General features: G+C 44.9%; 16 protein-coding genes. 12 read left to right on the top strand and 4 right to left on the bottom strand.

Annotated elements, in window-relative coordinates; genetic code table 11:
- Positions 1–35 precede the first annotated feature (35 nt).
- Entirely contained in the window at positions 36–860 is an 825-nt protein-coding gene (locus tag AZ66_RS04220) for an undecaprenyl-diphosphate phosphatase (protein WP_175560783.1), read from the bottom strand.
- Between the two features lie 716 nt (positions 861–1,576).
- Here AZ66_RS04220 and AZ66_RS04215 point away from each other — a divergent pair.
- Entirely contained in the window at positions 1,577–3,253 is a 1,677-nt protein-coding gene (locus tag AZ66_RS04215) for a M28 family peptidase (protein WP_052648381.1), read from the top strand.
- 65 nt (positions 3,254–3,318) lie between these two features.
- On the opposite strand, the gene AZ66_RS04210 is transcribed toward AZ66_RS04215, so the two are convergent.
- Positions 3,319–4,203, bottom strand: coding sequence for a hypothetical protein (locus AZ66_RS04210; RefSeq protein WP_044353718.1), 885 nt, complete (start codon positions 4,201–4,203; stop codon positions 3,319–3,321).
- Between the two features lie 430 nt (positions 4,204–4,633).
- On the opposite strand from AZ66_RS04210, the gene AZ66_RS04205 reads away from it, so the two are divergent.
- The 6 genes from AZ66_RS04205 to AZ66_RS32380 all read left to right on the top strand — a co-directional run bounded on the left by AZ66_RS04205 (position 4,634) and on the right by AZ66_RS32380 (position 8,374).
- Positions 4,634–5,542: an ATP-binding cassette domain-containing protein gene (locus tag AZ66_RS04205; protein ID WP_052648380.1), complete on the top strand. Its 909-nt coding sequence runs from the start codon at positions 4,634–4,636 to the stop codon at positions 5,540–5,542.
- Positions 5,535–6,239, top strand: coding sequence for a hypothetical protein (locus AZ66_RS04200; protein ID WP_044353717.1), 705 nt, complete (start codon positions 5,535–5,537; stop codon positions 6,237–6,239). The genes AZ66_RS04205 and AZ66_RS04200 overlap by 8 nt, the downstream gene beginning before the upstream one ends.
- 75 nt (positions 6,240–6,314) lie before the next feature.
- Positions 6,315–6,893, top strand: a complete 579-nt coding sequence (locus AZ66_RS04195; protein ID WP_044353716.1) for a dihydrofolate reductase family protein — start codon at positions 6,315–6,317, stop codon at positions 6,891–6,893.
- A 289-nt stretch (positions 6,894–7,182) separates the two neighbouring features.
- Entirely contained in the window at positions 7,183–7,449 is a 267-nt protein-coding gene (locus tag AZ66_RS04190) for a CD3324 family protein (RefSeq protein ID WP_044353715.1), read from the top strand.
- Between the two features lie 215 nt (positions 7,450–7,664).
- A complete protein-coding gene (locus AZ66_RS32385; RefSeq protein WP_044353714.1) occupies positions 7,665–8,042 on the top strand; it encodes a hypothetical protein in 378 nt (125 codons plus the stop codon).
- Positions 8,012–8,374: a phosphotransferase gene (locus AZ66_RS32380; RefSeq protein WP_231586724.1), complete on the top strand. Its 363-nt coding sequence runs from the start codon at positions 8,012–8,014 to the stop codon at positions 8,372–8,374. The genes AZ66_RS32385 and AZ66_RS32380 overlap by 31 nt, the downstream gene beginning before the upstream one ends.
- Here the strand turns inward: AZ66_RS32380 and AZ66_RS04180 are convergent.
- Positions 8,294–9,892 (bottom strand): M3 family metallopeptidase, encoded by a 1,599-nt coding sequence (locus AZ66_RS04180; protein WP_231586723.1) that lies wholly within the window; start codon positions 9,890–9,892, stop codon positions 8,294–8,296. The two genes, AZ66_RS32380 and AZ66_RS04180, sit on opposite strands and share 81 nt — an antisense overlap.
- A gap of 337 nt (positions 9,893–10,229) precedes the next feature.
- Here AZ66_RS04180 and AZ66_RS04175 point away from each other — a divergent pair, with 337 nt between their 5' ends.
- The 4 genes from AZ66_RS04175 to AZ66_RS04160 all read left to right on the top strand — a co-directional run bounded on the left by AZ66_RS04175 (position 10,230) and on the right by AZ66_RS04160 (position 13,959).
- Complete coding sequence (locus AZ66_RS04175) at positions 10,230–11,072, top strand: aldo/keto reductase (RefSeq protein ID WP_044353713.1); 843 nt, start codon at positions 10,230–10,232, stop codon at positions 11,070–11,072.
- A gap of 190 nt (positions 11,073–11,262) precedes the next feature.
- Positions 11,263–12,471: an AraC family transcriptional regulator gene (locus AZ66_RS04170; protein WP_044353712.1), complete on the top strand. Its 1,209-nt coding sequence runs from the start codon at positions 11,263–11,265 to the stop codon at positions 12,469–12,471.
- Positions 12,468–12,881: a hypothetical protein gene (locus tag AZ66_RS04165; protein ID WP_044353711.1), complete on the top strand. Its 414-nt coding sequence runs from the start codon at positions 12,468–12,470 to the stop codon at positions 12,879–12,881. The genes AZ66_RS04170 and AZ66_RS04165 overlap by 4 nt, the downstream gene beginning before the upstream one ends.
- Positions 12,882–12,990: 109 nt before the next feature.
- Positions 12,991–13,959, top strand: coding sequence for an ABC transporter substrate-binding protein (locus AZ66_RS04160; protein WP_052648379.1), 969 nt, complete (start codon positions 12,991–12,993; stop codon positions 13,957–13,959).
- Positions 13,960–14,042: 83 nt separating this feature from the next.
- Here the strand turns inward: AZ66_RS04160 and AZ66_RS04155 are convergent, their stop codons facing one another.
- On the bottom strand, positions 14,043–14,579 hold the full coding sequence (locus AZ66_RS04155) for a superoxide dismutase family protein (protein ID WP_044353710.1): 537 nt from the start codon (positions 14,577–14,579) through the stop codon (positions 14,043–14,045).
- A 256-nt stretch (positions 14,580–14,835) separates the two neighbouring features.
- Between AZ66_RS04155 and AZ66_RS04150 the strand changes: the two genes are divergently transcribed.
- A complete protein-coding gene (locus AZ66_RS04150; protein WP_044353709.1) occupies positions 14,836–15,168 on the top strand; it encodes a CHY zinc finger protein in 333 nt (110 codons plus the stop codon).
- Positions 15,169–15,243 lie beyond the last annotated feature (75 nt).

Here is a 15,243-nt window from a genome sequence, read left to right as displayed (position 1 = left end):
AAAGGCTTGTTCTTGTATAAATCACATGTGTTATCTTACAAGAAGACAAAATAAATGACGGCTGCCAATACGATGCGATAGATAGCAAATGGTACGAGTTTCACTCGATTAATCAGCTTCAAGAAGAAGCGGATAGATATGAGAGCGAATAGGAATGCGCTAATGAAGCCGACGATGAAGAACGGCAGTGCATCCATGGAGAAATCCTTCCAATGCTTCAGAAGAGATAATCCGCTCGCTCCAGCCATGACAGGTACGGCCATAATGAATGTAAAATCAGCAGCCGCACGGTGACTCATCCCCAGCAGTACCCCGCCTGAGATCGTAGAGCCGGAACGGGAGAATCCTGGCCATAGGCCGAGACATTGGAACAAGCCGATGCCAAATGCTTGCTTGTACGTTACTTGATCCACCGTCTTTGCCGTTGGCTTCGCAGGGCGGAACCAGTCTGCTGCGATCATGAGCACTGCTCCGAGCACAAGGCCAATCAACACAGTCTGGATGGAAAATAAGTATTGATCAATATACTTTTCGAACAGTAATCCAAGCACTGCTGCTGGAATTAATCCAACGAGCACTTGTGTGAGCTTCAATCTGGAATGTCCGGCTCTACCTAGCTCTGGATCAATTGGAGCACGCTTCAACCCAAGCAGTTGGAAAAAACGATCCCAAAACACAACGACAACCGCAAGGATGGAGCCAAGCTGGATCACGACTTTGAACATATTCGCCATTTGAGGGCTAAATATCTCTTTTGAATGAAGCATAAAGTCATCCACTAGAATCATATGCCCGGTCGAAGAGACCGGAGCAAACTCAGTCAGGCCTTCTACCACACCTAAAATAAATCCAACAAACATGTCCCACCAATTCAACGATAGTCACTCTCCTATGTAAGGCCTGTAAAATAGAATGGCATAGCACAGATTGTATTATATAGCGATCTTGCACATTGTGGTAGTGCTAGTTTACATAATATGTAGTGTGTTAACAAATGATTTACATACAAATAGTACGGGAGTTAGCGCCAATCGAAAAATCATCTAGTATAGAATACAAATAAAAAACTGCTTACGACGTTAAGCAGGATTTTTTCAGGAATTCATATCTGCAAATATTTCCTCGCTTTTGTTCGTATCAAAAACAGAAAACCAAATACTAAACCTGAGGTATTAAAAAATGCTAAAAATAACTGAGCTTCTGGCATGAATATACGCCCAGCATTTCTTTTTGATATTTGAAGAAAAATTCCATCGTGGATCAAAAGCTCAGATATAAGGAAATATACACGCATATTTAGCTTTAGTTTCAGCTCTGTCCGGCGGGGATAGAAGGATTCTTTATTCAATGAACAAAATAACTTCTTCGGTCGACGATACATAATCCGTGTCTGTATCGCTACATTCAGTGCTATGTTCAAATATCAGATCAACAACGATTTTTTAATGATTTGAAGTAGTTCGCGCTCAGATTTATGTCTTGTACTTGTAAGAGAGCTCGTATATGATAATTATATCTAAATAGGTAAATTATTCCCAAATATAAAAATAACAAGATGATTAGGAGGTAGTCGATTGTGGGGAAGACGGTCAGAGTGCACCAGACGTACATGACAAGCTGGAGTGCGCTTGGTATCGCTGTCATCTGTATAATGCTTGTTCTCGCAACACTTTGGTCAGAACAGCCGCCGGCGCCAAAAGGAGAGAACGCGCCGATCGAACAATTTTCAGCGGAAAGAGCTATGAAGCATGTGAGAGCCATCGCACAGCTGCCGCATCCATCAGGTTCGCTTGAGAATGAAAGGGTTCGAACCTATTTAGTTGAGCAAATGGAGCTATTAGGGCTACAGCCAAATGTGAACATGTATCCAAGGGCAGGGCAATTTAATGGCATTTCCGAGTCGTTCGAGCTGCACAATATCATTGGAGTACATAAGGGAACCAAGCCGGGAAAAGCATTGATGCTTACCGCTCATTACGATTCTACACCGTTTGGCCCAGGGGCTAATGACGACGCGGTTGGAGTTGCAGCACTCTTGGAGACGGCACGCATTCTACAGGCCAGTCCGTCGATGGATCGGGACATTTGGTTCGTTCTGACCGACGGGGAAGAGAAAGGGTTGCTTGGTGCAGAGGCATTCTGGTTAAACAATAAAGTTCGTGAACAGATAGGACTTGTCGTGAATTTCGAGGCAAGAGGTTCGAGAGGACCGTCAATCATGTTCCAAACGAGTCGAGATAATGGGAATCTTATTTCTGAATTTGCCTCTTTCGCGGTGTCTCCAGTCAGCACTTCTCTGTTAGGCGACATGTATCGGACGATGCCGAATGAGACGGATTTGACCGTCTCACTGAATGCAGGCATACCAGGGCTGAATTTCGGATATATCGACGGCTGGGACAAATACCATTCCGAACAAGATACGCCCGATAATGTCTCAATGGCTACATTTCAGCACCATGGTGAGAATGCACTTGCAGCGGCGAAGCAGTTCGGAAGTATGGATTTGGAGCAATTGAATGGTTCCGATAGGGTCTATTTTAACTGGTTTACGATGCTCCTTCATTATCCTGCTTCCTGGACGATACCGATGTCTATCCTGATTGGAATTGGATGGCTATTCTGCATCGCGGTGTTCTTCAAGAAGAGAACGATTACGTTGAAGGGAATGGCACTCAGCTTCCTGCTTACACTTGGAAGCATCATAACATCAGTTGTGATTGGTTACTTGGTGTTTGTAGGGGTTATGTATATTGGAAGTTCAGTGGCGGGGATGCCACTGGAACCGGCTTCCATTCCGGCTCAGGTCAATCTTGCTTTTGTACTGATCGCACTACTTGTTCATCTCGTATTCACGCGTCTGACTCGGCATAGGGTCAACGTCTTGGAAATGATTCTAACCGGAATGTTGTTCTTCTTCCTGCTTCTAATCGTTGTGTTAGGGCTTATCCCTGGAGCAAGCTACCTATTCCTGTTCCCGCTTCTTATTCACTGCATCGTCATCGGGTGTACACTGCATAAGCGCAATCCGATAATAGTCCTGCAGCGGCCATGGGTGAGCCTTGTATTTGCGCTTGCTCCATTGACGCTGACAACAAGTTTATTTCATGTGCTATATACGGGAATGCCACTTCAGATTACGGTATTCACCACGGTTCTGTGCGTGTTAATATTGACCTTGCTGCAGCCGCTTATGACGAGTCTAACGATGGTTCGGAGAAGCCGTTTCGCGAAAATTGTGGATAGAAAATAGGTAAAACAGAGCCCATGAGAGCCCATATATGCATCATGGGCTCTGCTCGTGTTTTATTCGGTTTGCTAGGAGTCGCGACAGTGCCATAATAGTTTCATCACATCAACCCGCTCATACGAGCACCATTTCTCCCATTGCTTGATTGCGCCTTCTAATCCACCGACCTGCGGATGCACCGTTGTAATTGCACGGTTGAAGCGGGAACTGAATGGAATGAACGAGAGCGGCGAACCGGCGGTGATATGAATTTGGTTCCACCTTTTATGGGTAGTCGTAGTTGTACCATCCGTATCGGCCACATCCATTTCAAATACCGTAAAGGAGTGGATATCTCCCTGCTTGCTGAGCATAGACATCGCAGGTGCGGTGATTGCATCCATGCTGTGTGAATAGTTCTGTAGGGCGTCAGGCTGTACCGTGATATATTCAACATAGAATGCACATTCTGGCGGCAAGTTCGTCTCTTCTCCGATTACACAGCTAGGTATAAGATGAGCTGATAAGGTTCGGCTGTGTGAGCGGAGCTGCTCAGTCATGCAGGGATCGCCATCGTTTACATACGTCTGTTCCAGCGCCGTAAATTCCGCTGCGCTCATGTCCGGAGGAAGCTTGTAAATGAATAGATCGCTCCATTGCGATTTGTTCGTTCTTCCTTGTACAACGAGAGAGGTGCGGAATCCCCATGCCTCTAACAAAACTCCATGCGAGATCATGTGCTGTAGAAGAGCTTCGTATCGTCGTTCCCATTCCGGAATTGCATTTGTCTGTACCGTCCGTAAAACGTACTTCGCTTGATGATTCGTCATTGGTTCTGGGTGAGGAAAATTGAAACGATTGCGATTTGCAAGTGTTATCCGAAAGCTTCTACGTAGCCAGCGTATAGATGCACCAGCAAAAATAATGACGAGGAGCATTACCGTTCCCAAACTTGTCATGATGATCGTAAGCATAAGTTGTAGTCCTCTCTATTGTTCATTTACAAACCATATGAAGTGACTTGTTTTGTTCTCCTGGACACTTTTCGAGCGAACGGGAAGGATTTCGTTGATCAACGTACTTCACAATTTGTAGCTACAACATCTAATGGTAGCGAACCTTAAAGCTAACAACATCAATCGCAGGAAGGATATCGATTCCATCTGACGATGTAATCTTACGCGGGCAAGAAAGTAGATGTTCATGGTGCTAATGTAAAATAGCGAATAGAACAGAGTGGCTCGTCAACGGTTCAGTCATGATCTGGATATCGAATGACTGAGGTATGAATCGACAACGTATGTTCTTCCATGCATGCTGTTACAACCTGTTAAAATTCTGGTATTATATAGGGTGTGCATGTTTTGTTTTTAGTGGAAATGATAGATTCGGGAGGATATCTGATTGGAAGGGTTAGTAAAGTTGGAGCAAGTGACGAAGAGCTATGATCGTCGTGTCATCCTGCAACATGTAGAATTGTCTATCGGAGCACAAGAAGCAGTATCGATTACAGGAACGAATGGATCGGGGAAAAGCACGTTGCTCCGATTAATTGCCGGATTAGCCAAGCCGACGAGTGGAATGATTCATCGTCACGGAGGAAGCAAGCAGCGTATTGGCTTCGTTCCTGATCGACTGCCGAAGCTGCGGCTTACACCGGAAGAGTACCTATTTTCCATGGGTGGTATGCAAGGGATGAGCAAGGAGGCCATATCTGCACGGCTGGATGAATTGCTTGCCTTGTTCAAAATGGAGGATGCAGCTGCACGAAGAATGAATATCTTCTCCAAAGGGATGCTGCAAAAGGTGAACCTCATGCAAGCAGTACTGAATAAGCCGGATTTGTTACTGCTAGATGAGCCTCTATCCGGATTGGATACGGACTCACAGCGAGAGCTAATTCGTCTGCTCGGACATATGAAGCAGCAGGGCATTGCAATGGTAATGTCATGTCATGAGGCCTCCTTAGTCGAGCAGCTGGCGGATCGATGCGTAAGCATTCACCGCGGCTCTATTGCAGTTACAGAGGTTCGTCCGCTCGAGGAAGATGTGCAGATTGAGGTGACGGTACAGGCATCCCAGTCTATAAGAGAAGAGATTGGTCGAATAGAAGGGGTTCTCAGTTATGACAAACATAATGGGATAGCAGACAGTTACATTATACACACACGACGACAAGATTCGGATCGTGTGCTGATAGAGCTGCTAATGCGGAAATGTTCGATTGTATCGGTTCAAGCAAGTGTCAAACGGTATGTCGGGACAAATTATGCCCAGCAGTCCTCACGACAGGAGATACGCGAAAATGCTTAAATCAACCATAAGGTACCTGCTGCGGAACTACAGTCGTTCGTATCGCTACATACCGCCATTATTTACGTTCTTGATTAGTTTGGGCTTGTTCTATACGTATACACCGAACCCGATTATGGGCAGCTTCTCGTTCACGACGATGCTGATTTATGTCTTTGCAGCTTGGTTCAGTTACAGCTTCCTGAAGACGGAGCATTCGGTTCAGGAGGAATTGACCATCTTGCATGTGAAGAGCCGAGCACTCTATCTGATTGGGCTTATTTGTTCGGTTGCGCTTCTCATGTGTTTCATTGTTGTTGTGGCAATTGCTTACCCAATCGTGTTCGATAAATTTGACGAGCCTATTCGGTTCGAGCATCTCATTGTCGGGCTGTTCACGCACCTCAGCTCTGCACTCCTCGGAATTGCGATATCGCTGTACTTCGCGAAGCGGGTGGAGCGTGCTAGCTATGCAATTGGCGGGATACTGCTTATTCTTGCACTGTCCTTCTGTCAAGGAGCACTTATCGCAAAAGCAGGCATAGCAGGTGCGCTTCTATCTTGGGTATTTCCGCCTGCCTATCACACTATGAATATGCTGCTGAACTATAGCAGTTATACAATGGCATCAACTGTTGGTACGATCGGGTTATCTATTGGATATGCGGTACTACTGATGATTCTACTCATTCAGGTGCTGAAGCGGGTTGAAGAGTAGTCTGCAGATCATGGGTGCAATTATATGTAGGTACATCATATAAACGAGATACTTTTACGAAGCGAGGAGTACTATATGGGGAAAATAATTGCATCGGTTAGCTGCACATTGGATGGAATATATACATGGCCTCAAGGCGATGAAAATAACATGGTGAGTTGGGCGTTGCCTGGTATTATGGACTCCATGGGCGACAATCTGATGATGTTTCAGAACGCAAGCGCAATTTTGATGGGGCGAATCAACTACGAAGGATTAGCAAGCTACTGGCCATCCCGAGAGGGGGAGTTCGCCGACGCCATGAACAAGACCTCTAAATATGTGGCTACGCGTAATCGAGAGCTTGCGGAAGTGCAATGGGGGAATTACGGCGATACGATCTCGCTGCTCGCCGGCGACTTGCATCAGCTTGCTGCTGAACTGAAGAACGAAATCGAAGGGGACATTATCGTCCCAGGAAGCGCCAGCTTGGTGCAGAGCCTATTAAAGGCTGGCTTGGTGGACGAAATCAATATGATTATCCACCCGGTCATCCTTGGCAGTGGGAAGCGATACTTGGAAAGCGTTGCTGCAAGGAACGACATGAGACTCCTAAGCAAGCAGCTTTATGAAACAAGCGGCTCCATTAGGTTGCGCTACGAGGTCATTCATTAATGATGTCGACGTTCAACGCTAGATACTTGTCTTAAATCATCAATCTAAGGGCTATCGTTAGCGCTAGTCTATTACTTTATTTTCTTTGATAAGGAGAATCGTCATGATTGATAACGGTAGGTTAAAAATGTGCTCTATGCAAAGTCTGAACTATGAACAACGGCGGTTGTTTGTATAGAGCTGAAGCCTGAATGAAATAGATACCGCCATGACTTCAAATGAAGTTATGAAGTTGATAGCTTAGACTTTGCTCTCTTCACAGTATATTTCTGTAAGGAGTAGAGCGAAGATGAAATATGTAAATGCAGATCGAGTATTACCCGAGACATTGATTCAAGAGATTCAAAAATATATACAAGGCGGACTGCTGTATGTCCCTGCCCCGAAGTCGCAGCATAAGAAATGGGGCGAACAATCGGGAAACAGGAAGATGTTGAACAGGCGGAACACGGCTATTCGTCATTCCTTTGCAGCGGGCTCAACTGTGGATGAGCTTGCAGAGCAATATTGCTTATCCTCGGACAGCATTAAGAAGATTGTATATACAAAATCATAGAGGTTTGGATGTATAGGCTGCATCAGAGGGATCTGGTGTAGTCTTTTTTATTTGCAATATGTTGCAGCTTCTTGGAGTCCACCTACTACAATAAAGGCTGTAAGAGCAGCTTATGAATGTGTCGACCGAGAAATAATTTGATAAGAACTTTCAACCATCGATACGAATTTCATATGGCTATGTGCTCGAATATGCTCAAATTGGAGTGGAGAAAAATGATATCATTCTTTCGATTCGACACGAACGAAGAGAAACATGCGCTGCTGGATCGGGCGAGAAATGTGGCGTTAACGGCTATTCAGAGGTATGAAATCGCATGGGAAATGATTCAGTTCATTCAGTTGTCGGATACAATTACATATAAGCTTGAAGCGACTCCTCAGGAACGCTATCTACTGCGTATTCACTCGGATCGGTGCAGTCGAGATGAGATTGCTTCCGAACTCGCCTTTCTTCAGATGTTACACTATTCGAATGAGTTGATGGTGCCAACTGGGGTGGCGAGCAAGGTTGGGAGCTCTATCAAGCAGCGGCCGATAAGGTTGATGCTCAAGTTGCCGGGATGGAGCGAAATGCTGATACATATGGTCTGATTCATGCTGATTTGCACACAGGGAATGTTGTATATAACGGGGAAGAGCCACGTCCGATTGATTTTGGTCGGTGTGGATATGGCTATTATCTTTATGATATGGCGGGTGCACTATTAGGACTTGGTGTAAAGCAGCGTGATCAGTTTATTACAGGCTATGAAAGTAACTTCTCATTAGAACGTGCAAGGAGAATGCGCAGCGAGATATTATTCTCTCTTGCATTCCCCATATGTACGAGTACGATTGTTGTATTATTGTTTGCAATGCGTGCTTACGAACTGTTGGACAAAATACTTAGGATTGAGTGGTTCGCCCGTTGCACGTTTCAATAGATCATTCCATGTCCATGTAGCGCCAGGGAAGAAAAATTGCTCCTTTATATAAGTTCCTGCTTCCTGAGAAAACAAGTCATGCGAAATGTTCGTCATCATATAATGATGCAGTTGGGAAGCGGTCAGCTCGCCTAATAAATAGCTCTGATAGCTTACAGGAGCGAGCGTGAAATGCATCTTGGCAGCCCAGTCCGGATACCGGGTATCCTCTGGTGCATGCAAGTGCTGGATCTCTTCTACGAGCTGCCACCAACGTTCATTCACATTCGTATGCGGACACTCATACAGCTCGCGCTCGAACTTCGCAAATGTAATATACCATCTCATACTGACCAGCATCTCGCGTTGAAGTGTACCGCGCAGGGCAGAGGCATGGGAAGCAAAGGCGTTTGGTTCCGGCTTGATGAAGCGGGTAATCCATTCCCGATCCTTTGTCAGTCGGCCAAAAAGCATCGCAATCGCTTCGGTAGTAAGTGTATGGGCTGGCTTGCGTAGAAGGAAAGGCAGCGCAGCATCAATATTTTTCTCATATGCCGCATGACCGAACTCGTGCAGCATTACGCTCATCCAAAATTCGCTCGGATTCATGCTCATCATGATCCGTGGTTCGCCCGTACGTCCCATCGCCGTGCAATACCCATATGGATATTTCTTATCGCGCGGATATAGGTCACTGCGTGCAATAACATCTGTGATATCTAGCCCCATACTTTGAAACGTCTCTGCTGTAATTGCTTCCATCCGGTCATTTTGTAAATAATCAGCCATACTCCATTCACTGACGGCAGACGTACTCTGAAAGAACGGATCTGAATAGTGCCACGGCCTAAGCTGCGATACTGAAATATGGAACTTTTGGGCAAGTTCCTCGTCAATTTGCTGCTTCACAAGCCGATACGGTTCTTCACTCTGGACAAGCAGCTCATCGATTAAGGCAAATACGACGTCAAGATCGAGATCCTGCGCGCTATATTGCATCTGATAATAATTGTCGTAACCAAGTGTGTGCGCCTCTTCATTGCGCTGCTGGATAAGCTGCAGTGCACGATCACAGACCTGCTTGCCAATTTGCTTGCTAGCGAGCCATGCCTGCTTACGTTCTTCCGGATCAAGACTTGTTTCCAGAATCGTGCGAATATCATTGTTCGATACATGCTGGTTCTGTACGGTAGGACGGTAGGAATTGAAAATGTCCACTAGCTCCTTTGTCATGCGAGTAGAGCGTTCAGCAAGCTTCGGATCTAACTGTTGATTGATCATCAAGTGATGAAGCTCTGTAAGCTGCCGTTGTTGTAATGATGTTAGCTGCTTATTCTCTAGGTGCTTCGTAATGAGGGCGAATCGCTCTGTGTCTGATAAATAACGCTTCCATTCATTTTGAGCAACCTCCAACGCATCATTCCATGATTCCTCACCTGTAGAAGTTACCATCCATCCTGCTTGACCGATCGTTATGCTTAGCTCCTGAAGATTCTTGTTCTCACCCTGCAAAAAAGACTCCACATCCATCGCATCCATATGAATTCTCCTCTCCATAACACTACTAGCACAATGTGTAAGTTTATACTTATTACAATACCAAAATAATGAAATTTGGAATTTTTGATTTATGGCATTAATCGTACAATTAGGTAGGTATTATTGACGTATAGCTGGGTGTACCGGGGAAATGAATAGAGCAGGCAGCTCCAATTAACAGTTACTTAGAGGTAACAAGGTTACTTCTAGGTTACTAGAACACTTCAAAGTGCGTACTTCCTTTTCGAATTCATGTAAGCCATAATGCATGTATATTCGCCGATCACATGATGTGAACGGGTGGACGATCATGAAGAAGACTTAGGAGGAACGTGAAATGGCAGCGAATTTACAAGATAGAGTGACATTGCATAATGGAGTGAAAATGCCGTGGTTCGGACTTGGTGTGTTCAAGGTGAATGACGGTTCCGAAGTTGTCGATTCCGTTGCGGCAGCAATCAAGAATGGATACCGCAGTATTGATACTGCAGCTATATATGGAAATGAAGAAGGCGTAGGACAAGGGATCCAAATCGGATTGAAAGAAGCGGGTATCGCGAGAGAAGACTTGTTCATCACTTCGAAAGTGTGGAATGCGGACTTGGGTTATGAATCTACGCTTGCAGCCTATGATGAAAGCCTGAAGAAGCTCGGTCTCGAATATTTGGATTTGTATCTAATTCACTGGCCGGTAGAAGGTAAGATTAAAGACGCATGGAGAGCGTTGGAGACCCTTTATAAAGCTGGCCGCGTGAAAGCAATTGGGGTGAGCAACTTCCATATTCATCATTTGCAAGATTTGCTGAAGGATGCAGATATCAAACCAATGATCGACCAAGTCGAATTCCATCCACGTTTGACACAGCAAGAGCTTCGCGAATTTTGCTTGGAGCAAGTCATTCAGTTTGAGGCATGGTCTCCGCTTATGCAAGGACAACTGCTTGATCAACCTGAATTGCAAGAAATTGCTAGTAAACACGGAAAATCGGTTGCACAAGTAATCTTGCGTTGGGATTTGCAGCATGGCATCATTACCATTCCGAAATCGATTAAGGAACATCGGATCGTAGAGAATGCCTCTATTTTCGATTTTGAATTGTCACCAGAAGAGATGGAGCGCATTGACGGATTGAATCAACATCATCGTGTTGGTCCAGATCCCGACAATTTCGACTTCTAAATTGGATAACGAAGGCTGCCCAAGTCACTAGTGTGACAAGGGGCAGCCTTTTTACGTTTATTGAGCGGTCATCATGCATCATCTATAGACAAATGAAAACGAACATGAGAAAATAAATAACTGATATTGAGAATCATTATTAATTAATTAATAATCGTGGTTAACGAATGATAGGAGTAGGAGGAAAGTGGTGAAAGAGGATATACACAACGCCTTTTTACATAAAACCTTGTTGGAATTCAAACAGATGGAGCAGGTTGAAATTCACGATAGTAGGCGATGGGAGAAACAAGAGCTTATATCGCATATGTTACTGTATGTAGTGAAGGGTCAAGGAAAATTGTACATGAACGACGGATGTAATGCTGCGGAGCTGTTGCCGAATACTGTTTTTCTATTGCCGGTCGGATCCGTTCTTGCAGCTGAATGCGCCGCGGAACATGGACTGCACCTCTATAAAATCGAGTTCGACATCTATCGCGCAATGGAATGGAGCGATAAGAGAAGAGTATATGAGAAGGAGTTGACTTTGCCTGTTAGCGGGGAAATACGGGTCGAGCAGCAGCATCGCATTAGACGCTTGATTCGATTATTATGCAAGGACAGCCCCTCTATAACGCGTATGGCTCATTCCCCTTATCAGCCTCATCTACATGATATATTAAGCGTCATATTTGAAAACAGGACGTCCAGGATATTAGATAGCACCGACAATTTGCTGGATTGCACAATTGAGTATATGCAGCAGGCATTTTCCACGAATATTACCTTGGCTAAGCTAGCAGATTTAGCAGGCATGAATCCTTCTTATTATTCTCAGCTATTCAAACGGAAAATGAAGAAGAGTCCAACCGAGTATTTGACCGATCTGCGCATGAATCAGGCGAAGCAGCAATTGCTGCAGCCAAGCGGGAAAATACGCGACATTGCTCGAGATGTAGGATATAAGGATGAGTTTTATTTCAGTAGGCGGTTTAAGGCATGCAGCGGAATTGCGCCAACCGCATATATGAAGAAGCGGCATATTCATATCGTGTCACTCTCTCAGCCATACACAGACCATCTTTTTACACTGGGTGTAAAGCCATTTGTCTTACATATCGATAAAGAAGCGCCAATGATGTCTATGCCGGTCTATGATCGAATGTGGGAACGATATAGAGAATCATTATTGAAGAACAAGCCCGATATGATTTTGTGCAAGGATCACATTTCCCAGCAAATGAACAGGTATTTTGGGGATATCGCTCCCATTGTAACGATTCCTTGGAAGCGGTTGGACGTGTTCGGACACATGCGCGAGATTGCCCGTCTTGTGGGTAAAGAAAATGCAGCACATGAATGGATAGCACGTCACGAAGAACGAGTCGAGCCGACCAAAAGAAAGTTAAAGCAATGATCGGGGAAGGTACGGTTGGGCTGCTTACATTTGTCGATCATAAAGTAAAACTTTATGGCGCGCGCAACATTGGGCATGTGTTTTATCGATCTTTGAATTTATCACCCCCTGATAAAATTCGAAGAGAAATAGATAAGCACTTGCCTGGAACGATCTTTAATTGGATGTCTGCGACCACAGCAAATTTATCTGATTGCGATACGGACTATTTGTTCCTTGTAACGAAGTCTGAAGAGTGGGCAAGGGATTCCATAAAAGAATTACAGCAGATCGAAGGCTGGCGTAGTCTCCCTGCCGTGAAGTATGGTAATGTGCATGTGTTGGATTGGGACAAATGGATGATGTATTCTCCGCGGTCAATTGAAAGTCAACTCAACGAGGCCGTAAGTCTGCTCATGGCTGCAAAATAAAAATTATACAAATAGATATCTAAAGATATGGTATGGATTAATGGATAAAGTTCAACCATAATAATGATTATCATTATCATCTATACTACATATAAAGGGGTTTGGCATCATGATTACACGTCATCGCATGAAGATACTTACTTGTATCAGCACATTACTCGTAATGATTACTGCAGCATGCAGCGGGCAAGTGCCCTCAAATAAACAGAGTGAATCGGGGAAATCATCACAGGTTCAAACGGTCTCTTCCGATATGAAGCCTCAGGCTGATATTGCAGGAGCGGACAAACGTATTGCGGTATTATCTATTCCTTTTACGAGCGACTTGCTTGCTTTAGGAATTACCCCGATAGGAGCGGTCACGCAAAAAGGTAAAGAGTTTCTCCCACATGTAGCTGATCTCTTGCCACATACGCAAAATTTAGGCAATTCCCAAGATCCCAACCTTGAAGCGCTCGTGAACGTGGAACCAGACCTTATCATCGCGCAGGAAGAGCTGATAAAGGGCAAGGATGAACTTGAGAAGATTGCGCCGACAATTGTGCTTAATTTCAAGCAATCGACCTGGCAAGAACAGTTGCAGCAACTCGGTAAGGCGTTAGGTAAAGAAAAAGAGGCCGAAGCGTTCATTGCCGATTATAAGCAAAAAGCGGCTACAGCAAAAGAATCTATCAAGCAAGTGCTTGGTGACGAGACGGTGTTAGTGCTGCGCGTCATGAAAAAAGAGCTCAGAGTATACGGATTGGATCGCAATTACGGCTCATTGCTTTATCGAGACTTGGGGATTAAACCCGCCAAGGGCTTAGAAAGTATAGGCCGAGGAAAGGAAGGACCGCAAGCCATCTCCAGCGAGCTGCTGCCGGATTTCGATCCCGATCACATTCTGCTTGAAGTATCTGCCGACACGGCTGCGCAGCAGCTGTTCAAAGAGTTGGAGGAGAGCGCCATCTGGAAAAATCTAAAGGCGGTCAAAAGAGGCAATGTTCATGCGATTGAACAGCAGCCATGGTTAGATTACTCGGCTCTTGGTCAGCTTAAATCGTTGGATGAGGCGGTAAACCTATTTACGCGCAAATAGGAGACGGCGTCTAGCAACAATAAGGGGCTACCATTACATCATCAAGGATGACGGGTGGAAGCCCCTTACTCTTATGACCATTACTATTGAATAAGCCCACATGCAATGCGATCACCTGAGTTGCCTGACGGATCAGTCTTATAATCATCAGGCTGTGCATGGATGATTAACGCTGTACCGCCTGACTTCAACAGCGAATTCGGTTTATCCTTCTCCAGCGTGACCATCTCGGTTGTGAAGGTGGCTTGCGCTTTGCCGTCTTCTCCTACCTCTAGATTCGGCAAATCGCCACTATGGTAGCCCTTCGGATTCTCAAAGCCATGCTCCTTATGAGTCGGGTTCAAATGAGCCTCAGCGGTCTTGAAATCAGGGGTATCGCAACGGCCTACCGCGTGAAAGTGTATGCCATGCTTACCTGGTGACAGAGCTTGGACATCGATCGCCATTTGAACCTTATTACCGACTTGAGTTAGTTGTGCCGTACCGATGGAATCTCCTTTCGTGTTAATGATATTTACGTTTACACTTGGAGACTTCACTCCCGCCATTGTTTCCTTAGCTACACATGCGCTAAGCAGCAGACAGCTTGTCAGCAGGCACGCGAATACGAATTTCTTCATGTTGACCTCCTTGAGTTATATCGTGTCGGTAACAGTGTTCACCTATTTTTCAGAAAGAAAACCGTCTTTCTTCAATTTTGCTCGTGGCTGGGGAATGAAGTTTGCAAATATGGTATGCTTGTACAAGAATAAACGAGACAAGGTACTAGACAAGGGGTTAGCACGATACATGATGTTTGCGATAGATATGTAGCATGCTAATTTGAAGATAGCAATAAGAAAGTAAAAGGAAGAAAGCCTAAAGCGAGGGTTGAGCATGATTCAGGTGAAAGGCGCAATTGATACGAAGACGAGATGCCGTCATTATCATTCAGAGGTGGACGTAATTGCGATTAAGTTCAAATGTTGTGGTACGTATTATGGCTGCTATTATTGTCATGAGGAGGCAGAGGATCACGAGCCTATGGCATGGCCAATAGCGGAATGGGGTACGAAGGCGATTTTATGTGGCAATTGCCATACGGAGCTCACGATTCATGAGTATCTTAGTTGTAACTATGAGTGTCCGATATGCCGAACCTCATTTAACCCAGGATGCAAGAACCACGATCATTTGTATTTTGATCAAGAGAAGGTAACGCGGTTGTGAGTATAGGCTAGAGAAGCAGACGGAAAATATACTTTCTTATATGGAATACACAAAAGATGACTTCTGAATGGATCG

The sequence above is a fragment of the Paenibacillus sp. E194 genome (genome assembly GCF_000935845.1).
In the GTDB taxonomy this organism is placed as follows: Bacteria; Bacillota; Bacilli; order Paenibacillales; family Paenibacillaceae; genus Paenibacillus_B; species Paenibacillus_B alvei_B.
Note: the sequence above shows the minus strand (reverse complement) of the source record. Positions and strands in the feature narration are given on the sequence as shown.